This is a genomic window from Oceanobacillus halotolerans, assembly GCF_010993955.1.
Lineage (GTDB): Bacteria > Bacillota > Bacilli > Bacillales > Amphibacillaceae > Oceanibacillus_A > Oceanibacillus_A halotolerans.
Window position 1 is genome coordinate 12,033 of sequence record NZ_WIXL01000002.1, and the last position, 24,838, is coordinate 36,870.

Genomic DNA, 24,838 nt, shown 5'->3' on the forward strand with positions numbered 1-24,838 from the left:
TATTTATTTTAGAGAAATCCGTTATAAATAGGGGCTCGATATGCAGAATGCACATAGTCTATCATCGTTTTATAATCGAATACAGGTAATCCTACAGCCTCCTGGACAGCTTTTGAATATGGAGGTAGAAAGCTACATTCAAGTAATATTGCTTTTATATCCGGATCCTCTTGGACCATTTGAGAAGCAAGAGAAACAACCTCCTGTTTGATTCCTTCCTCATTTAGAACACCACTTTCTTTCACACAAGCATCATAAAAATAAGAGGTATTCTGTAATCCCTTAATGCTCAATCGATTCATATCTTGAATACCAATTTCTGTTAGTAACTGTTCATTTAATAATGTGGAATCAGCTGTGATCACACCAATTTTTTCCGTAGTATTGACCATTAAGAAAAGAAATGGAAGTTGTAATAAACTAGATAAAAATACCGGAACTTGTAGAGCATCACGTAATTGATTTTGATAATATAATAAAAAACCACAATCCGCTGTAATGGCCTTAGCACCATTCTTCACAAGTTCCTGACCCTTTGCAATAATTTCAGGTACAACAGTAGAATCTTTATTCGCTATTTTTGTAGCAGTAACATTATCTAATGTTCGATATAAAACAGGATAAGAGTAAGTAGTAGCATTCCCAACATCACCAGGAATCATTGGCACATACGTATCAAGCATTAAAATTCCGACCGTAAAGCCATAATACACTTGACCTTTATTTGCCTTATAGATCATTTTATTCTCCTTTCCAGTATACTAATCATAGTATGGGACAGCTGTTTTCTTTTTACTTATTTCTCATTCATATTATTTGGAAATAGAAAAGAGGAGAAAGGAACTGCATGCAGTATCTATCCTATTTCGTTTTCTAGTTTACATAATATATATTATAGGAAGTTATACATTAGTTTATTCATTCCATCTCAATAACAAAGTATACTTGTGATAGTGAGATGAAATGAAATTTTTATCCGTTTAATTACTCTAAATCAACTTTTGGTAATGGTTTTCTTGCCGGACCTTCGATGATTTCGCCCGTGTAGGAAAACCTCGATCCATGGCAAGGACAATCCCAAGTTCTATCCCCAGCATTCCATTCCACCTCGCATCTCATATGCGTACATGTGGTATCTAATGCATGTAAATTATATTTGGTGTCTTTGTATACACCAACACGTTGTCCGTTTATGTGTGTAACCATCGCTTCATCACTTGATAGGTCTTTGACGGAATTGTCTGCATATTCTAGTTTACCCTTTATAAAATGTTTTGCAACATCTGCGTTCATACTGGTGAATTTCTTAATTGCTGGATCTGCTTGAAATCGAGATGGCGAATATAAATCTTCATATGGTGAATCTTCGCCTAAAATCCGATCACTTATGATTTTTGCAGCAATCGTTCCATTGGTCATGCCCCATTTTCGAAATCCTGTTGCAATAAAAACGGATGGCTGTTCTTTTGTCATTGGTCCAATATATGGGACTTTATCTAATGTAGTTAAATCTTGTGTTGACCAACGATAAAGAAATTTGTCTATGCCAAAATGTTTTTCGGCAAATGATTGTAGTGCTTTATAGTGATCGATTGTTGGTATCCCTTGTCCGGTTTTATGATTTTCACCACCAATCAACCACAGATCTTCATTACCAATTGTTGTTGTTCGAATCGACCTTGTTGGAGACTCTGCATTAATATACATTCCTCCAGGAAACTTTTTATTCGTCTTAATACCAATAACATAAGCTCTTTCTGGGTACATTCTGGAAAAATAAAAGCCATTCCCATCATTAAAAGGAAAATGCGAGGCTGTTACAACATGTCTACATGTGATGTGATGATCATCTCTTGTTACAATTGTTGGATACGCTTTTTGTTTTATATCAAGTGCAGCGGTATTTTCATATAACTTTACTCCGTTATTTACACATTCTTCTAATAGTGCCCTTAAATATTGTAAGGGATGAAATTGTGCCTGATTTTTCATTACTAATGCGGATTTAATTGGAATATCTAACGGTATACTTTCGGTAAGTTCACTCGGAATATTTAACTGATCATACGCTTTTTTTTCGGTTTCTAACTTGGAGAGATATGTATCGGAATTCGTATAAATATAAGCATCCTCTTTTTTAAAATCACAATCAATCTCTAATTCATTTATCGTTTGTTCAATCATTTCCTTTGCCTCTGTACAAGCTTGATAATATAGGGAGGCTTTCTCCAGTCCAAAATGTTGGATAAATTCATCATAGATTAGACCGTGCTGTGCCGTTACCTTAGCAGTTGTATGACCTGTTGTGCCATTTAAGATGACATCTGAATCAATTAAGGCTACTTTTACATTTTGTTTTGCTAATAGATAAGCTGTTGTTATTCCCGTAATCCCACCACCTACTATGCCGACATCAACATTTATCGACTCTTCTAATTTAGGAAATTGAGGGAAACGAACGGAATCTCGCCAATAAGGTTCTGGAAATTTGGGCATTATGCTTTTAATATCCATCTATAATACGCTCCTTTTGATAACGAAAGAATCATTAATGTTATTGTTACCAAAAGCTTTAAAGCTATTCTAGATTGTTAGGTATAAAAAAACAGTTCTAGAAACAATGATCCTAGAACTGTCATCTGGAGACTATTCTTCTAATAAACTTTCTTCACTTCTACTATGAATTCTATTGATAACGAGTAATGATTGAAATTTATTCATGATGTCTTCGGTTATTTTTCGGCTTTCCTTCAAGCTATCCTTAATCTCTCCTACTACAATCCGCAAGAGATCATGATCCCGTGTTAACTCATAAATTTTTGGTTGTAATTCAGGGTTTTCCTTTGCAATTTCTTGATACAATCCATCATCATCTTCCTCAGCATCTGCGTGTGCAATAACACGTGTCTCCCAATGGTCCACCAATGCATCAGCTGCCTTCACACAATCATCCATTCTGTTCTCCTGAAATAATCGAAATGTAACTTCTGTTAGATCACGTGCTTCTGCAAATGAACCATCATGGATGGACCGGTGTGATGCTAGTTTTCGTAATGCTGGTCCTGTAGCCATAACTATCGCCCCCCATCTCTACTATTCATTTTATGTAAATATCATAACATAACAGTCCCTGCATCAATAAACATTATGCAGGGACATGGTGTTTGTTCTAAGATGAGAATGTTTAAAATTTATTCAGGAATGTCTAGCTAGCACCAACCCCCTCGAGGGCTTAAGCTAATCATCTATGTGGCAAAGACCGCCACACCATGCTTGGCTTGTAGCTTGGCAGATAAGCATCATAACTTTCCTACTGCATAAGTGCAGCTAAGGCTTTCGCCATAAGAACTTGGCGAAAAGCCTAGTTTTCTAATCGGAGGTGCTCAAGGTGCTTCTAGCTTTTCTTATGTCTAATTCAGCTTTTTGCGTTTTGCTACTTTTGGCTTGTTGTGTGGTTTTACATTTCGATATACAACATAGTTTCTCTTCAAATATCCTAATGGTAAACTAAATACATGGACTAACCTAGTAAATGGCCATATGGCAAATAAAACAAATGCCAAAAAGACATGCATCTGAAATCCAATTGGGGCTTGAGCCATTGCCACAATCATTCCTTGAGATGGTTGAAATGTCAGTATTTCACGCATCCACGGTCCGATTACTACCCGGTAATCAAAGTCACCACCTGTAGCAGTATAACCAGCCGTATTCGTAAAACCTACTAGCACAACAATCCCAAGCATTACTAAGGCAACATAATCACTTACAGAACTATTTTTAATAACCCGCTTAACAGATACACGGCGAAGAAATAAAAAGAATCCGCCAATTACAACGGCAACCCCAGCCAAACCACCAAACCAAATGGCACCGAAATGGTACATATGCTCATTAATCCCAATTGCATCAAACCATGCTTTCGGAATTAATACTCCTGCAACATGACCAAAAAATACGAAAATAATCCCCCAATGAAATACCGTACTACCAAACCGTAATCGTCTTTGTTCTAAAAACTGACTAGATTTAGCTGTCCATCCAAATTGGTCGGTATTATACCGATAAATATGCCCTAGTATAAAAATTGTTAACGATATATACGGAAATACGACCCAAAGAAAAATATCAAGGTTTGTCATGGAGCCCAATCCTTTCCGTTTTAGGATGCTTTTACATTTTTCATCAATTCATAGGAACAATCAATGGTAGCCTTTAGCAGAAAATGATAAGGGCTATCATTTTCTGCTAAATCCTGATCTACCTTTTTCATGGAGTTGAAATGTAATTTTAGTAATCGCTCTACATATTCATCCTCCGCTAAAGATAGAAACTCTAAAATAAGTGGTAAATAATCTGGTAACTCATCTGTTTCTGCTTCAAGATCTGTATCATTGAAAATCTGACGTAACTTTACTAATGCTTCACCACGTTCCCTTGAATCTTTAAATACGTTATACGTTAAATTTAAGGTAGCGATCCCATGAAAATCAAACGTATAAACATAGTCTTCACACAATTTATCAAACGGTGTAGATTCTAAGTAATAGACAAAAGACTTTAAATAAGCATTAACTGTTGGGTTCTCAATCTTATCAATTTCTTTTTTTACCTCTGGTAAGGTGTCTAATACTTCTTTTTCTGGATAGTGCAAAAAAGTGGATGCTATTTTATACACTTTTTGATGGGTTTTCATCTAACTCCCTCCAGAAGCCACTTTCATAATACTCTAATGGATCGGACACTTGTCCACCACCCATACAGCTACGGCATGCCTCCATAAAGTCATATCCTGCATTACCTTGATGTGAAAACATCGTACCTGCTTCTTCACGGTGAGACTTTGGTATAACATAGCGATCTTCATATTTGGCAATCGCAGATAATTCATACATCTCTCTAGCCATATCCTCTGTTAACCCTGCTTCTTCCAATATAGACATATCAAATTCTTTTCCTAATTCACGGTAACGCATATACGTACGCATTGCTACCAGCTTTTGAAGGACTTTTTTGACCACTTCTGTATCACCTGCTGTAAATAGGCTTGCTAAATATTGAATAGGGATCCGGAATTGATTAATCGTTGGGAAAATAACATTTGGATTTAACGAATTAACTTGCTCTCCTAAAGCATTCATAAATGGACTTAATGGTGGTACATACCATACCATTGGCATTGTTCTATATTCAGGATGCAATGGCAATGCAATTCTTTGCTCTACTGCCATCTTGTATACTGGAGAGCGCTGTGCTGCTTCAATCCAATCCTCAGGAATCCCTTGTTTTATTGCTTCTTTTATAATCTCTGGATCATTTGGGTCTAAAAATGTACTAAGTTGGGCCTCGTATAACTCCTTGTCATCTTCTACAGATGCTGCCTCTAACACCTTATCAGCGTCGTATAAGACAATTCCAATATAACGAAGGCGACCAACACATGTTTCGGAACAAATAGTAGGTTGTCCATTTTCAATTCTAGGGAAACAGAATGTGCATTTTTCCGCTTTATGGGTTTTCCAATTAAAATACACTTTTTTATACGGGCAACCTGTCATACAAAAACGCCAGCTGCGGCATGTTTCTTGATCCACTAACACGATTCCATCTTCTTCTCGCTTATACATTGCACCTGATGGGCAAGAAGAAACACATGATGGGTTTTGACAATGCTCACAAATACGTGGCAAATACATCATAAAGGTTTCTTCAAATTCAAACTTAATTTGTTCATCCATATTACGCATATTAGGGTCATTTTTACCTGTTTCGTGAACACCACCTAAGTCGTCTTCCCAGTTAGGTCCCCATGTAATATCCATATATTCCCCAGTTAGTTGGGAAACTGGGCGAGCTACAGGCTGGTGCTCTTTTTCAGGACTATCAATTAATTTCTCATACTCATATGTCCATGGTTCATAATACTCATCAAGTTGTACGAGATTTTTATTATAGAAAATATTAAGTAGTTTACTGACACGACCTCCAGCACGCAATTCTAACTTCCCATTTTTAACATGCCATCCGCCTTTTCGTTCGTCGTTATCCTCCCATTCACGCGGATAACCGACACCTGGTTTGGTTTCCACGTTATTCCAGTACATATATTCAGCACCTGGACGATTGGTCCATGTATTGCTGCACGTAACACTACACGTATGACACCCAATACACTTATCTAAGTTCATTACCATTCCAAATTGAGCTTTAATCTTCAAGCCAATCCACCTCTTCTCTCTCAATTTTTCGAATTGTTACCTGTTCATCACGTTGATTTCCAGTAGGACCGTAATAATTAAATCCATAACTTAACTGTGCATAGCCGCCAATCATGTGCGTTGGTTTCACATGGATTTGGGTTGGGCTATTGAATGTACCTCCACGTGTTTTCGTGATTTTTGAACCAGGAACATTGATCAATCGGTCCTGTACGTGATACATGTAAACAACTCCACGTGGCATCCGGTGACTAACAACTGTCCTAGCAACAACAACACCATTTCGGTTATACATTTCTATCCAATCATTGTCCTTAATGCCAACAGATTCTGCATCTTCATTATTCATCCAGATATGTGGTCCTCCACGCTGAAGTGTAAGCATCGGCAATGTGTCATAATAGGTAGAGTGATAGGACCATTTAAAATGTGGCGTTAAATACCGCAATGTAATTTCATTGTCAACTGCTTCTGGTTTCCGGTCTTGATCATAGAATGTCAGCTTTTGTAATGGTGGTTTAAATGTTGGTAATTCCTCCCCAAATTCAAGCATCACGTCATGATCTAAATAGAAGTGCTGTCTACCTGTTAACGTTCGAAACGGGATTTTTCGTTCTACGTTAGTCGTAAACGGTGAATATCTTCTATTTCCAGTTTCTGTCCCACTAAATACTGGTGATGATAATACTTTTCTCGGCTGTGTTGTAATGTCATTAAATGATACATGCTCTTCTGACCGTTCAATAACAAGATCTGTTAAGTGCTTCTGACCTGTTTTCTCTTCTAACGCCTTCCATGCTTTCATTGCTAGGGAACCATTTGTTGTACTAGACAACGTTAATATGGCTTCAGCAGCTTTTCGGTCTGTTTCTAAACTTGGCAGTCCTTTATAGTGCTTGGTTTTTTTATTCATTCCGAGCAGCTTTTTCAATTTGTCGTACTCTTCTTTTGCATGCCACCCAAGTCCTTTTGCACCTATTTGATCCCGTACATTTTCACCGAGAGAAATAAATTTTTCATATACCTTTGGATACTCTCTCTCCACTACTTGAATTCTAGGGAAATTAACACCAGGCTTTGGTTCAAAATCGCCATATTTCCAATCTGGAACGGTTCCGTATGCTTGAGCAATTTCATCCTTAGAGTCATGTAGTAATGGACCTGCTACAACATCCTTTACAACACCAGGTAAATGGGTTTCAGCCATTTCTGAGAATTTTTTGGCCAACGCTTTAAAGGCATTCCAATCTGATTTTGCCTCCCAAGGTGCAGCGATTGCCGGATTAAAGGGATGGATAAATGGATGCATATCTGTGCTGGATATATCGTACTTTTCATACCATGTAGCTGCTGGAAGTACAACATCTGAATATAATCCGGTTCCACTCATTCGAAAGTCGTAGTTAATCAGTAAATCCAGTTTCCCTTTTGGGACATCCTCGATCCATTTAATTTCATTGGTATTTTTCTCTTCCTCTTGCTCGCTCAAAGTCCCTTCATGGGTTCCTAATAAATGTTTTAAGAAATATTCATGCCCTTTTGCGGAACTTCCTATTAAATTAGCACGCCATACAAACAAAACTTTTGGAGAGTTAACAGGATTACTAGGATCATCAATAGCAAATTCCATTTCCCCAGATTTTAATTGATTCACAATCTTTTGTGCTGCCTCTTCACTAGTTTCGTTTTCGACAAGTTGTGTCGAGTTCTTATTAAACTGCGGGTAAGATGGTAACCACCCCAACCGAGCAGCAAGTGCATTGTAATCCCCCAAGTGCTTATAACGACTCTGTTTCGTTAATGGAGATACTAGGTTCTCTGCTTTTTGGTCCTCGTAACGCCATTGTTCTGTGGCAAAGTAGAAAAATGGTGTTCCAGCCTGTAAACGTGGAGGTCCTCCCCAGTCTCTTGCCATGGCAACTGTCTGCCATCCTTCTAATGGACGAACTTTTTCCTGGCCAACGTAATGTGCCCAACCACCACCATTAACACCTTGGCAGCCAGTTAACAAAACAAGATTTAACACAGTACGGTAGACCATGTCTGCATGATACCAATGGTTAATACCAGCTCCCATGATAATCATCGAACGGCCTTTTGAATCGATAGCGTTTTGAGCAAACTCTCTAGCGATCTGTGCAACATTATCTGCTGGAACCCCTGTGTATTTTTCCTGCCACGCAGGAGTAAATATGGTGTTTTCGTCCATTGAAGAAGACTTTTCTTCCCCTGGTAAACCACGATTCACACCTGAATTTGCCATCAATAGATCAAATACCGTCGTAACATATTTCGTTTGTCCATCAATTTTCAGCCTTTTCACTGGAACTTTTCGCTGAAAGACTTGTCTTTCCTCATTCATAAATTGTGGAAAACTAACATCTACAACATCATCAGAATGATCAATAAGGGAAAGTAATGGATCAATGTCTCCTAATTGATTATCTGTATCGCGCAAGTGGAGATTCCAAGTTCCATTTTCTTCCCAACGGTGACCAACGGTTCCATCGGGTGCCGCGTATTTTCCACTGTTTTGATCGATCACAAGTGTTTTCCACTCTGCATTATGAATATTCATGCCAACTTGTTCTGCTCTCAGAAATTTACCAGAACGAAGATTTTCTTCATCTTGATCCAATGTGATTAAAAACGGCAGGTCTGTAAACTGTTTTACATAATTCATGAAATAAGGTACTTGTTGGTCAACATAATATTCTTTCAGGATTACGTGTGTCATGGCCATTCCAATTGCAGCATCATTCCCTGCCTGAACTGGTAGCCATGTATCTGCAAATTTAACGTATTCAGCATAGTCTGGTGCCACAGCGACAACCTTTGTCCCCTTATAGCGCACTTCTGTCATAAAGTGAGCATCTGGTGTTCTTGTTTGCGGCAAATTTGAACCCCATATAATTAAATAATTGGAATTAAACCAATCCGAGCTTTCTGGTACATCCGTTTGCTCACCCCAGATTTGTGGTGAAGCTGGTGGTAAATCTGCATACCAGTCATAAAAACTTAATAATGGAGCTCCGATTAGGTTCAAAAATCTTGATCCACCTGAATAGCTAACCATTGACATAGCAGGAATTGGCGAAAAACCAAATATCCGATCAGGGCCTTCTTTTTGAATGGTGTGAATGATAGACGAAGAAATTAGTGTATTCATTTCTTCCCATGTTGTGCGGACAAATCCACCCTTCCCGCGAGCTTGTTTATATCGTTGGGCACGCTCTGGATTTTCTACAATACTTTTCCAAGCTTTTACTGGATCTTTCTGTTCAGCTAATGCCTCAGACCAAATTTTTAATAAAGCTGAACGAATATACGGATAACGTACTCGCTGCGGGCTATAGGTGTACCATGAAAAGGTAGCACCTCTTTGGCAGCCACGCGGCTCATATTCCGGCATCTCAGGACCTGTAGTTGGATAGTCCGTTTGCTGGGTTTCCCATGCGATTATGCCGTCTTTAACATGAACTTTCCAGCTGCATGATCCAGTACAGTTAACACCATGTGTCGTACGGACTACTTTATCGTGTTGCCATCTCCTACGATAAATTCTTTCCGTATTCGTACGATCTAATGGTGAACGCTCATACTGGTCATTCAACTTCTCTGACTTTCCAAAATAGGATAATCTTTTCCATAAAGAAGTAGATGATGATTGAGACATTTGGCACCTCCAGAAAAATGATATAAACTAGTCATTTTAGAAAATATGATGTTTTCAGTTTTATAGAGCGTAAGATGGTAAATTATGTAATCTCAAATTTTGTAAGATTACGCGTGATATTTATCACGCTTTCGACATAAAATACAAATTGGGTGTTAAATTAATCGACCTTACTAGTAACATAACCAAAACAACAATTATTTATTGCATTTTTATTTATCTTTTTCTATATTTTGGTTTCAGAGTAAACTTCTTTAAAATGGGATAAAACGATTTTGGATGGTGAGAACAAATGGTAAAACATATTATTGTAATTGGTCGTGTGCAAGGAGTTGGGTTTCGCTATGCTACACAGCAAAAAGCACGACAACTAAATTTAAATGGATGGATACAAAATAAGGAAGATGGTACAGTTGAAATAGAGGTTGAAGGTGACTCTACAAAAATGGAGGAATTAATAAATGCTATTAAATCAGGACTTAATCCATTTATGCGTGTCGAAAAATTAACGGTACATAATATCGATACATCCAAAGGCTATAGTGGATTTAGCATAAAATAGAAAAACCGCTATCTTTACGTATAAGATAGCGGTTAAGGATTAACGGTCTTCGAAAAACTTCTGGTTCAATTCAATATACTCTGTTTCTTCCTCTGGAACTTCATCTTCCATATAAATAGCTTCAACAGGACATACAGCTTCACATGCGCCACAATCAATACAAATATCTGGATCAATATAAAACATGTCCTTACCTTCCTCTATGCAATCAACAGGGCAAACTTCTACACATTCGCCTGCTTTTTCCGTTTTACATGGTGATGTAATTACAAATGCCATCATATCTCCTCCTACGTTTATGTTCCTATCTAAACAATTCTTTTCATTTTGAAAGGGGTAGAATTTTAAAGGATTATATCATATTTATCTTACACCAGTAGCCTAAATTGTTTCAAGTATTTCCTAATATAATCATTATTCTTCGATTCAATCATGGAATTATTTTCTACGTTTGTTATTACGCTCCTTTTGTATATTTTTTGTTTCTCACCATCAGAGTTATATAAGACGACGTAACATAGCAGCTTTGATTTCCGTTTCGGACAAGTAGTTTACCTTCGACGGGAGTTAATTTCCTATCAATATTTACATATATATATCGGAACGAGGATATGGTGATTACAGCCATTGAAATGTACAACCCTTGACATAGTATTTACCACCGAATGACAAAAAGTGTACCAAAGAATGACAGACTGTTTACCACTTCAAACCTTCAGGTGATAAAAAAGCTATAGTCTTGGCAATCAAAAATGTTATAGTCGTTATATAAATTTGATAGATTTTCAATAAGATCAGTCTTCTGCAAATCCCCATTTAATGGAATTAAGTGGGATTTTTGAAAAGGTTTCGAAGCAGTTAATATCTTGTCGTTACTCAATGAAGCAGGATCATACAAAAAGGTATATCAATTCTTTTATATAATGTAAGATTAAAATAGGTGGAGAAAGAGAAGTAATAGCAAAACTACGGAGGTGGCTTGCTTGCTAAAAGAAGAGTTAAAGAAACGAGCAATATCGATGGTCCAAATACCTAGTCATTTTCACTCTATCATAGAGGAGTATGTTGAGCGAGAGAATGGAGAAGGTGAAGCCATGTTTTCATGGACAAACGAGGCACAAGATGAGGGGGTTACTATAAATCTGGATTTCTCTGGCAATTTAACTAGTTTATCAATTGATAATAATGATGAAAACTTAGACGTGATTCCTTTAAATATAGAGACAAAAAGAGAACGTGCGGAACAATTTTTACTTCGTCATTATCCTGACGCATTAAAATATTTAACATACTATAAAGCGAAAAAACTTACTCGTACAGATCGTTTTTACTATGAACAAATTGTAATGGATTTACCATTAGGAAATGCTGGATGTTATATTGATATAGACCATGTGGGGAGTATTGTTAAGTTTACATATCAAGGTGTGAAACAAATTCCTGATATACCAACCACACTGATTCCAAAAGAAAAACTGGTGGAACACGTACGAAACAGATTGAATTTTCAATTGGGAACTACAAATTTGTATACTGCTATTCATGATGTAGCAGCAGATGGACTCCGTCTTGTTTACGAGCCTGATCAATTTTTCATGAAATATAAAGCGGACGTTTTAAAACCAACCTTAACGATTATACATGACGAAGACGAACCGCAAACATATGTCTCTCTTACTCCTCCTTCTACTACGAACGTACGCAAAGATTTATCTATTGAAGATATCGTTGGTATTACTGATAGGATGGAAGTCATTCGTGAAGTAGATATGGGGGAAGAAACGGGCATAGTGTGGCGTGATCAGGACTGGGAGATGAAGGAAAGGGATTTATCGATAAATGGCTTTTTCAAGAGACAATCAGAAGATACAGTTAAAGCCTTCATTTCAAAGAAAACTGGTAAAGTCAGAAGCTTCATGTGGTTTAATGAACGAAGTGGTGATCTTCGACTTAGCCGCGAAGCATGTTATCAAAAAGCCATTGCCTTTTTACAAATGATAGTTCCAAACTATTATCAGTATCTACAACTGATTGTTCAAGAAAACGAGGAAGAAGTGGATGATACTTCAAAGAAAGAAGCATTCACATTCAATATGCATAATGGTCATGGTATACCAATTCATCTAGAATTAGTTATAGTTGTTGTTAATCGTCAAACAGGACAGGTTGATCATTATAGCGGACCGAGTTTTGATATGGAACAATTGAGCCAACTCCCTATTGAACCGGCTATTTCTAAAAAAGAAGCAAGTGAAATATTTATCAATCATTTGGATTTTGAATTAGCTTGGAACAAAAATTATGATAGTAAAACAGAATCATATATCCTTGTTTATCAAGCGTGTGATCGGCATTCCAGAACCCCCATCCGGTCAATTGATGCTATGACTGGAGCTGTTATTTCCAATAAAGATAAATAAAATAAAGCAGTTTTTGTTGAATCAATTTAAGTGATTAAAAATATTGTCATAAATAGTTTTCCATTAAAGGGTGCGATTGCGGAAGATCACTAGTCTAATTTCTTGCTAAAAATGCGGAGGAATTAGACTTTTTTATCTTTCAAAATCCTTACGTTGTAAATACGCATTTTCTTGACGTCACTCCATTGGTAAACGCGTTGGCGACAAGTGGTAGATCTTGTGACAATTGCTGGTAAAGAACATGGCAGAAGTGGTAAATTCTATGGCCCTAATCATATGGTAACAAGAGTGCGCCTCTCAGTGCCCGAGCAAGCAAAAATTTCTTCACTCTCAATAGGGTATGGAAAATAACAATCTTGAAAACCATCTTTATTTACGAAAGATAAGATAAAAACTCACAAAAAAACAGTGGAATTGAGATCCACTGTTATAGCTATTTTACCTCTTTAAAATAATCTTTAAAAAACCCACCTATTCGATTACTATTATCAATAATAAAATAGAATTCATCCGTTTCATTTTTAACATCATATATTTTTCCTGGGGTTAATTTATCATGGACAATGAATTTTTTTGCATCAGCATGAACACATTCTATTTGTTTTATTGTTTTATTATTTTCCCAATTCTTATGAATCACGTCATCGTCACTCCAATGTTTTAGTTTACATAATATAATTATTGTCTATCTTCTTCATCAAATAAGTATAAATAGTTTTCATATCCTTCATCAGCCATCTCATCTTTTGGTATAAACCGCATTGCCGCTGAGTTCATGCAATAGCGTAAACCTCCTGCATCTTTTGGTCCATCCTCAAATACATGACCGAGATGTGCGTCCGTATGTTTACTCCTCACTTCTGTACGTATCATACCGTGTGACGTATCCATATTTTCATTAATATGGTATGGATCAACTGGCTTTGTAAAGCTTGGCCAACCACAGCCTGCGTCAAATTTATCTTTAGAAGAGAATAATACATTTCCAGAAATAATATCGACATAAATACCTTCTTTTTCATTATCCCAATATTCGTTTTGGAATGGTGTCTCCGTTCCATTTTCTTGTGTAACATGATATTGAATCGGTGTTAATTTTTCTTTTAAGTTTTCTTTAGCCAATGCTTGTTTCCAATTCTTTTGGATAAAATCTTCCCTACCTGAGCCTTTTTTATATAACCGATAATGGAATGATTGTTTTTTATAATAATCCTGATGTTCTTCTTCTGCTGGGTAAAACGTTTTGGCAGGAAGAATTTCTGTCACAATTGGCTTGGAAAATTTCCCACTCTCCTCCAATGATTGTTTTGATTTCTCTGCTATTTTCCTCTGCTTTTCATTGTGATAAAAAATGGCCGTTTGATAAGATTCTCCCCTATCGTTAAATTGACCATTTGGATCAGTTGGATCAATTTGCTGCCAAAACGTTTCAACTAGTTGTTCATATGGCATAATCGATGGATCAAAGGTGATTTGCACTGCTTCAACATGACCAGTAGTATTGGAACAAACCTGTTCATATGTTGGGTTTTCTACTGAACCACCAGTATAACCTGAAACAACTTTTAAAATCCCAGGGCGCTCGTCAAAAGGTTCAACCATACACCAAAAACAGCCACCTGCAAATGTAGCAATTTCTTTGTTATTTGTCATGAAACATCCTCCATACATAATTATTTATATCCATTTTTTCGTTAATTGCTTCAGAAATCAAGTGGTTTGCCTATTTAAATGAATAATTTTGGAACGGATTCACCACTCCTAGATTTCCCCTCATTTACGGATTCTACACTGGACTGTTCTTGTTTTTCTGTTTGCTGACTTGTCGTATCTTCTAAATTCCGCTCATCATGCACCGAACTCTCTAAACTCTCTAGAAAATCAAGACTATCTTCTGATGACTCTTCCTTTTCTAACTCGGCAGCATCTAGATTTTCTTGATCACTTTCCTCGTTATTGTCATTGTCTTCTTCGCTATCCGTCTCACTTAATGCTTTCATCATTTTTAGCATCATTGGTAAATTCTTAACCATTGGTCCATACTCCTGAATGACTGGTGCTGTTGATTGTACTACATTTAAAATTTGTTGAATATTACTTAACGTATTGCTCAAACCACCCCCTGTTCCTCCCCCAGCTATGTTAGCTGTATTAGAAGGATTTTGAACGAGACGACTCAGTAATTGTTGAATCCCACCACTTCCGCCAGTTCCAGGTGTTGGGGTTGGCGTCTGGTGCATACCTTGCATCGGTCCTCTAAATGAATTAGGTGGACCTTGTATTGGCGGCTGATAATTTGTTGGAGATCTCCGTATTGGTAAAGCCATCCTTATCCCCCTTACTTAAATCATAATCTAGATTATTGTACGCCATCTTAGGTGGATACGTGTAGGCCACTATACTTGACTATTCATGTGAAATAATTATTCCCTATTTCCCGGGTAACCGCAAAAAACCCAAACATTTTTACAAATAATGTAGTGTTTTGTCGAAATTTATATCGTTGGCTCTAGGAGCTTATAAGTTGAATACAGAACATATGTTTTGTATTCTATAAATAGAGGTGATGGTGATATGTTAAGAGATCGAGGGAACATAAAATGGACATCATTGATGCTACCAGAACATGTTGAAATGCTTAAAAATGTTTGGCAAGAGGATCACTATGAAACAAAGCCAATTCTTGATGATCAAGCATTAGAACTACTAAATGAGCAACTAAATTTGGCCTATATTCATCAAGATACTATCCTACTAACAGTTTATGATAAGGGTTGCCAAAATGATATAGAAGGAAAAATTATAAAAATTAATCCTTATCAAAGGGATTTAACAATAGAAGTAAACCACGAGAAAATAACCATACCTTTTTCAAAAATAATCACTATTAAGGAAAGATAAAGCAGTGTCCCAAAAGGGCATCAGTTGACCTTTTGGGACACTGCTTTATGTAATAATCATTCAGAACTATAATGATTCCAAATCTCATCAAAAATCATTAAGGCACTCGGAAATGGACTATTCCACTCCAAATAATCACTGATTTCATGATAACTTGTAGAATGTTTCGGGAAATTATGATCATGAAAAATCCAGTCTGCTAACTTACTCTTCTCATCAGGGTTCTTCTTTCCTCTATATGTCATCACATAATGATAAAATGATCGCATTGTACATCATCACTCCATACCATTAGATTTGTTCTGACTTCATAAATTCTTCATGTTTTCGTTGCTTTTTCCGATAAACAATTTTTGCTAAATAAATACTGATCTCATATAAAATGATTAGTGGTAGCGCTACAACTATTTGTAGAATAAAATCTGGTGGTGTTACGATTGTACCGATAATGATCAACACAAAATAAGCATATTTTCTAGTTCGTTTCATAAAATGTGGTGTTAGAATACCTAAAGATGTCAAGAACATAACAATAATAGGAATTTCAAACAAAATAGCAAAAGGTAATGTAATACGTAGTAAAAATTTAAAATACTTTTCAGTTGTAAACATTTCATTAAACATGCCTTCACTTAAACTTAGTAAAAAGGGCAATATAAGTTCAATAAACATAAAATATCCAAAGACTAGTCCACCAATAAACAAGAGAAAAATAGCAGGGATATATGCTAGTGATGCTTTTCTCTCGTTTGGCATTAAGCCAGGCTTAATAAATGCCCATATTTGATAAGCTAAAATAGGAAGCGTTCCAACAATACCTACTAACCCTGCCATTGTAAAATAAAGCCATACTGCTTCTCCAGGACTTAGAATATTAAGTTGAAAGTCTAATTCAGCAGTAAAAAAAGCATAAAGGTCTTCTACATATACAAAGCCAAGAACAAAAAATAAAATAAAAAAGATAGCTGTAATAATTAATCTATTCCGTAATTCTGATAAATGTCCAGTTACATTCATTTCTTTTTCATCTAATTTGATATCGCGATCGGTCATTTTTCACACTCCCACTGCTGTACACAAAAGAAGATGCAAGGTTATATACCTTACACCTTCTTGACCATGCTATTGTTTTGTTGATGGTTGATCACTTTTTGTTGACGTATCATCGTCTACAATATCCTTTGTGGCATTTTTAAACTCCTTTAATGAGCTTCCAAAAGCCTTGCCAATTTCTGGTAATTTAGAAGGTCCAAAAACAATCAATGCAATTATAAGTATTAAAATTAACCCTGGGACACCAATACTACTAAACATTCCCATCACTCCTCCGTGATTACTTGCGCTCTTCCCCTTTGATGATTCCTTTTACTTCTTTAGCCTCATCAGTCATATCACTTGTTAGGTCATTTGCTGATTTTTTAAATTCCTTAAGTGTTTGACCAGCAGCTTTTCCAATTTCAGGTAGTTTCTTTGGTCCAAAAATGACTAATGCGATAATTAATATTAAAATTAATCCTGGAAAACCGATACTTGAAAACATCATTACACCTTCTTTACATGGTTAAGTTTATTATAATAGAATTGTTTGTTTAGGTATATCAAAAATAGCAAAAGTACATATAAAGTTCACGATTTACTTATAGTTTAACATGTTTGTCTTTTTATTCACAACTTAAAATGTTTTAGCATGTTCGAATTGCTCTGGGTGATTCATATTAAAGAAATGCTTTTCTACTAATTCTTGTGGGATTCCGCTAAAATCATGGACATAATGGACTTGTACAGCATCAAGTAGTTTCTTAACTTTCCGTTGATCGTCATTTAATAATTGTTGAATAACCGGCAAAACAGACCGTTTATAAATGCCTGAAAGTGGATGAATCTGTCCATCATAAACAGGTACGACAGCCTCATAGCGGCCTAACTGGTTAAATAACTGATCATAAACATCTTTATGTACAAAAGGCATATCACAAGCTGCAATGAAATAAACATCTGCTTCATGATAATACATCCCACTCTCTATTCCAGCTAAAGGTCCTTGGTAGTGAAAACGATCTCGTTGTAAAGGAATGGAAAGATGAGTATAGCGAGATGGTTCATTTGTAATGATAACCAATGTATCACTACATTCCTCCATTGTATCCATAACATGTTCGATAACTGTTTGGCCGTTTAATTCCAACAATGATTTATTTTTCCCCATTCTAGAAGATTTTCCACCAGATAATATAACACCACAACGTTTCATTCTATATACATCCCCCTTATGGGATACGCATTATCCCTTTCGATCATACTGGATGAAGTAATAGTTATAAGGGTTTTTCGCATCTTTTTTCCCTTTTTCCTTTGTTGTAACAGTCCATTCAGCAGCTGAAAATGGTGGAAAATAAGTATCACCTTCAAAGGTGTCTTTGATTAATGTAATATACATCCGATCTGCATAAGGTAATACTTGTTCAAAAATAGTAGCTCCACCAATGACAAAGTATTCTTCGTCTGGATATTCTTCATTCCATTTTAAAATAGGATTGATATCATGAATAACTGTCACCTCATCTGGAAAAGCCGCATCCCCTCGAGTAATCACTATATTATTACGATTTGGTAATGGCCGTCCGATTGCTTCGTATGTTTTCCTCCCCATAATAATAGTGTGACCTGTGGTTTTTTCTTTAAAAAACTTCAAATCATTTGGCAAATGCCAAGGTAAGTCATTATTAGCACCTATAAGATTTTGCTCGTCCATTGCAACAAGTAATGTTATCACCGTTTAACACCTCCGATTATCATTCTTAAACAGCTATTGGGGCTTTAATAGCTGGATGAGGATGATATTGTTCAATGACTATATCTTCTAGTTCAAAATCAAAAATCGTATCTTTATCTTGATTTAGTTTAAGAGTTGGTAATTTTTTTGGTTCTCGTCCAAGCTGTGTTTTGATTTGTTCGACATGATTAGAATAAATATGTGCATCCCCAATTGTATGGATAAATTCCCCCACTTCTAAATCACACTCATATGCTATTAAATGTGTTAATAAGGCATAGCTGGCAATATTAAATGGGACACCTAAGAAAATATCACCGCTCCGTTGGTATAATTGACAGGATAACTTTCCGTCCGCAACATAAAATTGAAACAATGTGTGACAAGGGGGCAATGCCATTGTAGGTACATCTTCGGGATTCCAAGCAGATACAATATGCCTTCTGGAATCAGGGTTTTCCTGAATCGATTGGATTACCTGTTTCATTTGATCAATTGTTTGGCCAGTAGATGTTTTCCACTCTCGCCACTGCTTTCCATAAACTGCACCTAAATCTCCATATTGCTGAGCAAAGTTATTATCCTGTAATATCTTTTCCTTAAATTGTTCCATTTGTTGTTGATATGCTTTATTAAATTCAGAATCAACCTGTGAGCGTATACCAAAATTGGTCATGTCTGGTCCATCATAGTCTTCACTTTCTATCCATTTTTTAAAGGCCCATTCATTCCAGATGTTATTATTATACTTTAATAAATAGCGAATATTAGTATCTCCTTTTAAAAACCATAATAGCTCACTTGCTACTAATCGAAATGGCACCTTTTTGGTTGTTAAAAGCGGAAAACCTTCTTGTAAATTAAACCGCATTTGATAACCAAACAAAGAATAGGTACCAGTATTCGTACGGTCCATTTTTTTCGTCCCATTTTCTAATATTTCATGACATAAATTCAAATATGCTTGTTCACTCATCGACTCATTAACTCCTTTGCCCATTACATTTTATAGAGAGATCTTTTTGTAAGGCTCTTTTCGCAGTTATTGTTATTTTAACGTGGTAGTTGATATTTAATGCGACTTAACTTAACGTCTATGATTTCCGCTTCGTACAATAGCGTTCACCACGGCCACAAGTACGACATCTGTTCGACTGTTCGTTTCGCATTGTCTTCTACACCGCGGACAACGCTTTTAGCTTCCTTTATAGAAAAGCGGAAGTGCCTTGGTTACCAATATTTAATAAAAACACATTTAGAAAACAGCCTTTTGTAACATTTGTTTCATTTATTGTAACATAAACGTAAATAGTGGATAGGTCATAAACCCATTTTTCCCCACATAAATGTATTAAGAAGAATCACAGAGCTCAAGGTATATGAGCTATTCTACTCGAAAGGGGATATTTGCATGCTAAATGGTACTGTAGAACACGTAGTGAAACAGTCTTTTCTATATAGTTACGTGTTAAGCCAACCGTTTGCAGTTTATGTTGATGCATACCCTGTCCTTCAAAATAAACTATTGTTAGAAGCGGAACAAGTTCAGTATAGTGAACACGGTGAGACAGTTCGGGTATTACAGGAGAAACTAAATAAATTATCCTATTATGATGATAAAATTGATGGAGATTACGGCATCTTAACCGAACATGCATTAAAGAAATTTCAATCAGACCACAATTTAACCGCTACAGGTCAAACTGATAAAGAAACCATTTATGCGATTATAGACTCTGAAAAAGAAAAGTATATAGAAAAGTTAGAGAACATGTCAGATTCTGTTCAACCAGGTATGCAGAATGATGATGTAAAAATTGTCCAGGAAGCGCTCCATTATTTTGGTTATTATAAAGGAGAAATTGATGGAATTTATGGACCAATGACTCAAAAAGCGTTGGAAACTGCAGAGAATGAACATGATATGGAGCTCACCGATCATGTTGATGAATCAGCACTTAAAGCATTATATGACACTAATGAAAATGAAAGTAAAAGTGAAAACGAAAATACCGACAATACACAAAAGCAAGGGAAACAAAAAGAGACTCAACCTGAAGTGAAGCAAGCAGAAACGAAAGATTTTAATCGGTCAACACTAGCAGATGTTGCGCGTTCTTTTATTGGAACCCCATATGTATGGGGTGGTACATCTCCTTCTGGTTTTGATTGTAGTGGATTTATCCAATATGTTTTTCAATCACAAGGAATAAAAACGCCAAGAACGGTAAGTGAAACTTGGAATTTTGCTGAGCAGATCAGTCAACCATCTATTGGTGACCTCGTCTTTTTTGAAACATATAAACCTGGACCATCACATATGGGAGTTTATATAGGAGATGGTAAATTTGTGCATGCTGGCGAATCACGAGGTGTCGAGATTAGTGAATTGAGTGAATCATATTGGGAACAGCGATATATTGGAGCAGGACGTGTAAAATAAAATACCGCTGACTGTTATAAGCTAATAAAAATAACAAATACTAAGCCCATCTTGTCTAAAAGGTGGGTGACGAATGACTGGTCTTATTGTTAAATTACTTATTTGCCCAATTGGCCTTATTATCGCATCATGGTTACTTCCTAATGTTAATTTCACTTTTTGGTATCAACCAATTTTACTTGGTATTGTATTAGCTATTATAGGATATTTTATGGAAGTACTCATGTTACGTGAAGAAACAAAGGGATTAAGTTTATTTTTGGATTTTGCCGCTTCTGTTGCAATCATCTATGTTGGGGCATGGTTAATGCTCGGTGTATCTATTTCCTTTTGGGGAGCAATATTGACGGCTGCTATCCTTGCTATAACAGAAATAGTTCAACATAATTGGCTGTTACGGAGTGGGCGCATAAATAAAGAGCAAGTAAGTGGATAGACAAAGAATCACGTAGTAACTAATTACTACGTGATTCTTTAATACAACTTGTGTTTTCTACATTCCATTCTTCCATAAAACACGTTAAATATTGATCCATAAATAAATGCCTTTTTTCAGCGATTGCCTTTGCTGTATTTGTATTCATTTTATCTTTTAGCGTTAATAATTTATCATAAAAATGTTGAATAGACGTTTGGTTGAATTGTTCATCACGATAAATGAGCTAGTTATTTGCTCCACCATAGGCAAATGTTCTTGCTATCCCAATAGCTCCTATCGCATCTAGACGATCAGCATCTTGGACAATTTTTCCTTCAAGTGTGTTAGGAATAGCCCCTTTTCGAAAAGAAACATCCTTTACTGTTTGATTAATATCATCAATCACTTTGTCATTCAAACCTATATCCTTCATAAATGTACATAAGTTTCTTTTAGCATATTCAGGATCTGAAAAGAGCTTTTGATCCCCAATATCATGAACCCAACCAGCTACTTCACACAGGATTGGATCACTATTTTCTTTTAACGCAATATCTTTTGAACATAGGGCGACTCGGCGCATATGGTAATAATCATGGCCGGTAACATCATCCTTAAATTGTTCATAAATATATTGCTTTATCTTACCAATTTGTTCTTCTGTGATCACTAGAATAATCCCTTAACCTTTCCATCTTCGCTAACATCCATATTCAATGCTGCTGGTTTTTTTGGTAATCCAGGCATTGTCATAACATCACCTGTTAATACTACGATAAATCCTGCACCAATTGATGGTCTAAGTTCTCTAATCGTTATCTTAAAGTCAGAAGGTCTTCCTACAAGTGACGGGTCATCAGAAAGTGAATATTGTGTTTTCGCCATACAAACTGGAAGATTTCCCCATCCTTGCTTTTCAAAAAATTGAAGCTGCTTCTTCGCTTTTGAAGATAATTCTATATCATCTGCACCATACACAGTTTGAGCAATTTTTCGTATTTTTGTCTCTAATGGGTCTTTTAAATCATAAATATAGTTAATTTCTGATGGTTCCTCTGCTTTTTTCATGACTTTTTCAGCTAAATCAGTTCCACCTTTACCACCTTTGGCAAAAACTTCTGTCAATGCTACTTCAATATTTCTTTCTTCACACCATGTTTGGATAAAGTTCGTTTCTGCCTCTGTATCTGTTGGGAATTTATTAATGGCAATTACATATGGTAGGCCAAATGATTCTATCGTTTCAATATGTTTTTCCAGATTCTTCATCCCTTTTTCTAATGCTGGGAGGTTTTCCTCTGTTAACTCATTTTTATTCACTCCCCCATGCATCTTTAGGGCACGAACGGTAGCAACAATAACGACTGCGTCTGTGTCGATATTACCTGCACGAGTTTTAATATCTAAAAATTTCTCTGCACCAAGGTCTGCACCAAATCCTGCTTCTGTCACAACATAGTCCCCTAATTTAGTAGCTGTTTTTGTCGCCATGATACTATTACAACCATGTGCAATGTTAGCAAATGGACCACCGTGAATAATTGCAGGTGTATTTTCGATCGTTTGAACTAAATTCGGTTTCATTGCATCCTTTAACAGTAATGTTAATGCACCTTCAACTTTTAGATCCTTTACTGTGACTGGTTCTTCTTCATATGTATACCCAACCACAATACGGGATAATCTTTCCTTAAGATCGTTTAAACTAGTAGCTAAGCATAATACGGCCATTATTTCGGATGCTACAGTAATATTGAAACCATCCTCACGAGGTACACCGCGTAATGGTCCACCTAAACCGACTACGATTTGTCTAAGTTCACGGTCATTCATATCCATTACCCGTTTCCATTCGATACGTCGTGGATCAATATTTAATTCATTACCACGATGGATATGGTTATCTATAAATGCCGACAATGCATTATTTGCTGTAGTGATAGCATGAATGTCTCCAGTAAAATGTAAATTAATATCTTCCATTGGTAATACTTGGGAATTTCCACCACCAGCAGCTCCACCTTTTAATCCCATTACTGGTCCAAGTGATGGCTCTCGTAATGCGATAACAGCATTTTTCCCTAGTTGATGGAAAGCTTGTCCTAATCCGACAGTTACAGTTGACTTACCTTCACCTGCTGGGGTTGGATTAATTGATGTTACCAGAATAACTTTGCCATTCGGTTTATTCTCTAAGTTAGCTAATAATTGATCAGAAAGTTTAGCTTTCGTATGCCCATATGGCTCCCAATCCTTCTCCTGTAGGTTAAGTCCCTCGGCAATATCATTAATTGGTTTTAGTGTAGCCTCTTGTGCAATCTCGATATCAGATTTCATAAAAAAGTCCCCTTCCTTTGTAGGTTTTTTATAAAACGCTTCCATTTATACTTTACCATACATATTCCCTAGTTACTATGGTTATAATAAAAATGTAAATCGGTAGCCCTTTTTCTTGACTGGCTACCTTAAATAAGCTATATTAGAACCAAGCAAAGAAGATGTACGGAATCATTACCAACAGGCAACTTCTATAGAAGTGGATGTAATAGTGATCCGACACTTCTTATTAGAAGTTGCCTTTTAATTTAAGCATTCTGTTTATCTGCTTTGTATTAACACGTACAGTGGTTCTAGCAAACAGCAACAATCTCTTTACGTGAAAGTTTTTAGGAGGATTATTTAACATGGAAAATGGAGTAGTAAAATGGTTCAACGCAGAAAAAGGATACGGTTTTATTCAAGTGGAAGAAGGAAATGATGTATTTGTACATTATTCCGCAATCCAAGAAGAAGGCTTTAAGGCTTTAGAAGAAGGACAAGAAGTTTCTTTTGAAATTGTGGAAGGCGAACGCGGACCACAAGCTGCTAACGTAGTTAAAAAATAAACACCATAAAATGAAAGCGGTAATCTTATTGATTACCGCTTTTTCGTGTGCTTTTTTACCTTCCTCTATCCCCTTCCCCTTAGGCTCTCTTGTCACATTCTTTGTTGTTTTTTAACGTCGTATCTTCTATATTAAACAGACTTCCCTTATTTACCATCAATATTTAAACGTTAAAAATAGGAACGCATATTCTATTTTTTATAAAAATGCCATTTTTTCTTCACATAACCTTCACAAACTTTTTTAACAAAAAGGTTAGTAATCCCTTGATATTCTTACATAAAAGCATTATTGAACAATTTGTGAAACGTCTTATATATCCCTTATTTCCATGTTGAAAATGTGTATCATGAAATTAAGGAAATTATTTCAAAGAAAAGGGGTGTCAATATGAGTAACTTACAAGAGAAAAAAACAGATCCAAATCAGAAGAAAGAACCAGAATTAAAAGGAACCCTAATTTCCGTTTTTTTAGTTGGCGCATTTATTGTTATTAGCTGGATTGGTGTTTTTGTACTATTTATATCAAGGTAATTATTAAA

Annotated in this window: 27 protein-coding genes; 7 read left to right on the forward strand and 20 right to left on the reverse strand. The window is 36.1% G+C overall.

Features of this window, described 5'->3' with window-relative positions:
• Positions 1-8: 8 nt before the first annotated feature.
• From GHC26_RS03015 to GHC26_RS03045, 7 genes are all read right to left on the reverse strand, one after another.
• Positions 9-740, reverse strand: coding sequence for an aspartate/glutamate racemase family protein (locus GHC26_RS03015; RefSeq protein ID WP_163969792.1), 732 nt, complete (start codon positions 738-740; stop codon positions 9-11).
• A gap of 244 nt (positions 741-984) precedes the next feature.
• Positions 985-2,514: an FAD-dependent oxidoreductase gene (locus GHC26_RS03020; protein ID WP_163969793.1), complete on the reverse strand. Its 1,530-nt coding sequence runs from the start codon at positions 2,512-2,514 to the stop codon at positions 985-987.
• A gap of 132 nt (positions 2,515-2,646) precedes the next feature.
• Positions 2,647-3,072, reverse strand: a complete 426-nt coding sequence (locus GHC26_RS03025) for a hemerythrin domain-containing protein (RefSeq protein WP_163969794.1) — start codon at positions 3,070-3,072, stop codon at positions 2,647-2,649.
• 338 nt (positions 3,073-3,410) lie between these two features.
• Positions 3,411-4,142 (reverse strand): respiratory nitrate reductase subunit gamma, encoded by a 732-nt coding sequence (gene narI / locus GHC26_RS03030; protein WP_163969795.1) that lies wholly within the window; start codon positions 4,140-4,142, stop codon positions 3,411-3,413.
• A 20-nt stretch (positions 4,143-4,162) separates the two neighbouring features.
• Positions 4,163-4,696, reverse strand: coding sequence for a nitrate reductase molybdenum cofactor assembly chaperone (gene narJ, locus GHC26_RS03035; RefSeq protein ID WP_163969796.1), 534 nt, complete (start codon positions 4,694-4,696; stop codon positions 4,163-4,165).
• A complete protein-coding gene (gene narH, locus GHC26_RS03040) occupies positions 4,671-6,218 on the reverse strand; it encodes a nitrate reductase subunit beta (RefSeq protein ID WP_163969797.1) in 1,548 nt (515 codons plus the stop codon). Before narH ends, narJ begins: the two co-directional genes overlap by 26 nt.
• Entirely contained in the window at positions 6,208-9,894 is a 3,687-nt protein-coding gene (locus tag GHC26_RS03045) for a nitrate reductase subunit alpha (protein ID WP_163969798.1), read from the reverse strand. The genes narH and GHC26_RS03045 overlap by 11 nt, the downstream gene beginning before the upstream one ends.
• 292 nt (positions 9,895-10,186) lie before the next feature.
• Here GHC26_RS03045 and GHC26_RS03050 point away from each other — a divergent pair, with 292 nt between their 5' ends.
• Positions 10,187-10,456 carry an acylphosphatase gene (locus GHC26_RS03050; RefSeq protein WP_163969799.1) on the forward strand — a complete coding sequence of 90 codons (270 nt, stop codon included), beginning with the start codon at positions 10,187-10,189 and terminating at the stop codon, positions 10,454-10,456.
• Between the two features lie 39 nt (positions 10,457-10,495).
• Here the strand turns inward: GHC26_RS03050 and GHC26_RS03055 are convergent, their stop codons facing one another.
• The gene (locus GHC26_RS03055; RefSeq protein ID WP_163969800.1) at positions 10,496-10,735 is read right to left on the reverse strand and encodes a DUF362 domain-containing protein; all 240 of its coding nucleotides are present in this window, start codon (positions 10,733-10,735) and stop codon (positions 10,496-10,498) included.
• Between the two features lie 704 nt (positions 10,736-11,439).
• Here GHC26_RS03055 and GHC26_RS03060 point away from each other — a divergent pair.
• A complete protein-coding gene (locus GHC26_RS03060; RefSeq protein WP_163969801.1) occupies positions 11,440-12,876 on the forward strand; it encodes a YcdB/YcdC domain-containing protein in 1,437 nt (478 codons plus the stop codon).
• 433 nt (positions 12,877-13,309) lie between these two features.
• Here the strand turns inward: GHC26_RS03060 and GHC26_RS03065 are convergent, their stop codons facing one another.
• From GHC26_RS03065 to vrrA, 3 genes are all read right to left on the reverse strand, one after another.
• On the reverse strand, positions 13,310-13,516 hold the full coding sequence (locus GHC26_RS03065) for a DUF6501 family protein (RefSeq protein WP_163969802.1): 207 nt from the start codon (positions 13,514-13,516) through the stop codon (positions 13,310-13,312).
• A gap of 38 nt (positions 13,517-13,554) precedes the next feature.
• Positions 13,555-14,529, reverse strand: coding sequence for a peptide-methionine (S)-S-oxide reductase MsrA (gene msrA / locus GHC26_RS03070; protein WP_163969803.1), 975 nt, complete (start codon positions 14,527-14,529; stop codon positions 13,555-13,557).
• A 74-nt stretch (positions 14,530-14,603) separates the two neighbouring features.
• Positions 14,604-15,203 (reverse strand): VrrA/YqfQ family protein, encoded by a 600-nt coding sequence (vrrA, locus tag GHC26_RS03075; RefSeq protein ID WP_163969804.1) that lies wholly within the window; start codon positions 15,201-15,203, stop codon positions 14,604-14,606.
• A gap of 247 nt (positions 15,204-15,450) precedes the next feature.
• Between vrrA and GHC26_RS03080 the strand changes: the two genes are divergently transcribed.
• Positions 15,451-15,777: a YolD-like family protein gene (locus GHC26_RS03080; RefSeq protein ID WP_163969805.1), complete on the forward strand. Its 327-nt coding sequence runs from the start codon at positions 15,451-15,453 to the stop codon at positions 15,775-15,777.
• Positions 15,778-15,833: 56 nt separating this feature from the next.
• Here GHC26_RS03080 and GHC26_RS03085 read toward each other — a convergent pair whose 3' ends face one another.
• The 7 genes from GHC26_RS03085 to GHC26_RS03115 form a co-directional block, all read right to left on the reverse strand.
• On the reverse strand, positions 15,834-16,046 hold the full coding sequence (locus GHC26_RS03085) for a YozE family protein (protein ID WP_163969806.1): 213 nt from the start codon (positions 16,044-16,046) through the stop codon (positions 15,834-15,836).
• Positions 16,047-16,068: 22 nt separating this feature from the next.
• The gene (gene tatC, locus GHC26_RS03090; RefSeq protein ID WP_163969807.1) at positions 16,069-16,830 is read right to left on the reverse strand and encodes a twin-arginine translocase subunit TatC; all 762 of its coding nucleotides are present in this window, start codon (positions 16,828-16,830) and stop codon (positions 16,069-16,071) included.
• 69 nt (positions 16,831-16,899) lie between these two features.
• Positions 16,900-17,091 carry a twin-arginine translocase TatA/TatE family subunit gene (locus GHC26_RS03095; RefSeq protein ID WP_163969808.1) on the reverse strand — a complete coding sequence of 64 codons (192 nt, stop codon included), beginning with the start codon at positions 17,089-17,091 and terminating at the stop codon, positions 16,900-16,902.
• A 19-nt stretch (positions 17,092-17,110) separates the two neighbouring features.
• Positions 17,111-17,317: a twin-arginine translocase TatA/TatE family subunit gene (tatA, locus tag GHC26_RS03100; protein ID WP_163969809.1), complete on the reverse strand. Its 207-nt coding sequence runs from the start codon at positions 17,315-17,317 to the stop codon at positions 17,111-17,113.
• A gap of 132 nt (positions 17,318-17,449) precedes the next feature.
• Positions 17,450-18,028, reverse strand: a complete 579-nt coding sequence (gene mobA, locus GHC26_RS03105) for a molybdenum cofactor guanylyltransferase (RefSeq protein WP_163969810.1) — start codon at positions 18,026-18,028, stop codon at positions 17,450-17,452.
• Positions 18,029-18,058: 30 nt separating this feature from the next.
• Positions 18,059-18,550: a dihydrofolate reductase gene (locus GHC26_RS03110; protein WP_163969811.1), complete on the reverse strand. Its 492-nt coding sequence runs from the start codon at positions 18,548-18,550 to the stop codon at positions 18,059-18,061.
• A gap of 25 nt (positions 18,551-18,575) precedes the next feature.
• A complete protein-coding gene (locus GHC26_RS03115) occupies positions 18,576-19,526 on the reverse strand; it encodes a thymidylate synthase (protein WP_163969812.1) in 951 nt (316 codons plus the stop codon).
• A 435-nt stretch (positions 19,527-19,961) separates the two neighbouring features.
• Here GHC26_RS03115 and GHC26_RS03120 point away from each other — a divergent pair, with 435 nt between their 5' ends.
• Both GHC26_RS03120 and GHC26_RS03125 read left to right on the forward strand, forming a co-directional pair.
• Positions 19,962-20,993, forward strand: a complete 1,032-nt coding sequence (locus tag GHC26_RS03120) for a C40 family peptidase (protein ID WP_163969813.1) — start codon at positions 19,962-19,964, stop codon at positions 20,991-20,993.
• Between the two features lie 73 nt (positions 20,994-21,066).
• Positions 21,067-21,429 carry a phage holin family protein gene (locus tag GHC26_RS03125; RefSeq protein WP_163969814.1) on the forward strand — a complete coding sequence of 121 codons (363 nt, stop codon included), beginning with the start codon at positions 21,067-21,069 and terminating at the stop codon, positions 21,427-21,429.
• 226 nt (positions 21,430-21,655) lie between these two features.
• On the opposite strand, the gene GHC26_RS15850 is transcribed toward GHC26_RS03125, so the two are convergent.
• Complete coding sequence (locus GHC26_RS15850) at positions 21,656-22,081, reverse strand: HD domain-containing protein (protein WP_226376838.1); 426 nt, start codon at positions 22,079-22,081, stop codon at positions 21,656-21,658.
• Entirely contained in the window at positions 22,081-23,748 is a 1,668-nt protein-coding gene (locus tag GHC26_RS03135; RefSeq protein WP_163969815.1) for a formate--tetrahydrofolate ligase, read from the reverse strand. Before GHC26_RS03135 ends, GHC26_RS15850 begins: the two co-directional genes overlap by 1 nt.
• A 347-nt stretch (positions 23,749-24,095) precedes the next feature.
• On the opposite strand from GHC26_RS03135, the gene GHC26_RS03140 reads away from it, so the two are divergent.
• Both GHC26_RS03140 and GHC26_RS03145 read left to right on the forward strand, forming a co-directional pair.
• Positions 24,096-24,296, forward strand: a complete 201-nt coding sequence (locus GHC26_RS03140; RefSeq protein WP_163969816.1) for a cold-shock protein — start codon at positions 24,096-24,098, stop codon at positions 24,294-24,296.
• Positions 24,297-24,686: 390 nt separating this feature from the next.
• A complete protein-coding gene (locus GHC26_RS03145) occupies positions 24,687-24,830 on the forward strand; it encodes a cytochrome c oxidase subunit 2A (protein ID WP_163969817.1) in 144 nt (47 codons plus the stop codon).
• Positions 24,831-24,838 lie beyond the last annotated feature (8 nt).

Excerpts from the sequence above, each read along its gene's own strand:
- GHC26_RS03015 (WP_163969792.1), bottom strand. The coding sequence starts at position 740 with ATGATCTATAAGGCAAATAAAGGTCAAGTGTATTATGGCTTTACGGTC.
- GHC26_RS03020 (WP_163969793.1), bottom strand. The coding sequence starts at position 2,514 with ATGGATATTAAAAGCATAATGCCCAAATTTCCAGAACCTTATTGGCGA.
- GHC26_RS03025 (WP_163969794.1), bottom strand. The coding sequence starts at position 3,072 with ATGGCTACAGGACCAGCATTACGAAAACTAGCATCACACCGGTCCATC.
- narI (WP_163969795.1), bottom strand. The coding sequence starts at position 4,142 with ATGACAAACCTTGATATTTTTCTTTGGGTCGTATTTCCGTATATATCG.
- narJ (WP_163969796.1), bottom strand. The coding sequence starts at position 4,696 with ATGAAAACCCATCAAAAAGTGTATAAAATAGCATCCACTTTTTTGCAC.
- GHC26_RS03045 (WP_163969798.1), bottom strand. The coding sequence starts at position 9,894 with ATGTCTCAATCATCATCTACTTCTTTATGGAAAAGATTATCCTATTTT.
- GHC26_RS03050 (WP_163969799.1), top strand. The coding sequence starts at position 10,187 with ATGGTAAAACATATTATTGTAATTGGTCGTGTGCAAGGAGTTGGGTTT.
- GHC26_RS03055 (WP_163969800.1), bottom strand. The coding sequence starts at position 10,735 with ATGGCATTTGTAATTACATCACCATGTAAAACGGAAAAAGCAGGCGAA.
- msrA (WP_163969803.1), bottom strand. The coding sequence starts at position 14,529 with ATGACAAATAACAAAGAAATTGCTACATTTGCAGGTGGCTGTTTTTGG.
- vrrA (WP_163969804.1), bottom strand. The coding sequence starts at position 15,203 with ATGGCTTTACCAATACGGAGATCTCCAACAAATTATCAGCCGCCAATA.
- GHC26_RS03080 (WP_163969805.1), top strand. The coding sequence starts at position 15,451 with ATGTTAAGAGATCGAGGGAACATAAAATGGACATCATTGATGCTACCA.
- GHC26_RS03085 (WP_163969806.1), bottom strand. The coding sequence starts at position 16,046 with ATGCGATCATTTTATCATTATGTGATGACATATAGAGGAAAGAAGAAC.
- tatC (WP_163969807.1), bottom strand. The coding sequence starts at position 16,830 with ATGACCGATCGCGATATCAAATTAGATGAAAAAGAAATGAATGTAACT.
- GHC26_RS03095 (WP_163969808.1), bottom strand. The coding sequence starts at position 17,091 with ATGTTTAGTAGTATTGGTGTCCCAGGGTTAATTTTAATACTTATAATT.
- tatA (WP_163969809.1), bottom strand. The coding sequence starts at position 17,317 with ATGTTTTCAAGTATCGGTTTTCCAGGATTAATTTTAATATTAATTATC.
- mobA (WP_163969810.1), bottom strand. The coding sequence starts at position 18,028 with ATGAAACGTTGTGGTGTTATATTATCTGGTGGAAAATCTTCTAGAATG.
- GHC26_RS03115 (WP_163969812.1), bottom strand. The coding sequence starts at position 19,526 with ATGAGTGAACAAGCATATTTGAATTTATGTCATGAAATATTAGAAAAT.
- GHC26_RS03120 (WP_163969813.1), top strand. The coding sequence starts at position 19,962 with ATGCTAAATGGTACTGTAGAACACGTAGTGAAACAGTCTTTTCTATAT.
- GHC26_RS03125 (WP_163969814.1), top strand. The coding sequence starts at position 21,067 with ATGACTGGTCTTATTGTTAAATTACTTATTTGCCCAATTGGCCTTATT.
- GHC26_RS03135 (WP_163969815.1), bottom strand. The coding sequence starts at position 23,748 with ATGAAATCTGATATCGAGATTGCACAAGAGGCTACACTAAAACCAATT.
- GHC26_RS03140 (WP_163969816.1), top strand. The coding sequence starts at position 24,096 with ATGGAAAATGGAGTAGTAAAATGGTTCAACGCAGAAAAAGGATACGGT.
- GHC26_RS03145 (WP_163969817.1), top strand. The coding sequence starts at position 24,687 with ATGAGTAACTTACAAGAGAAAAAAACAGATCCAAATCAGAAGAAAGAA.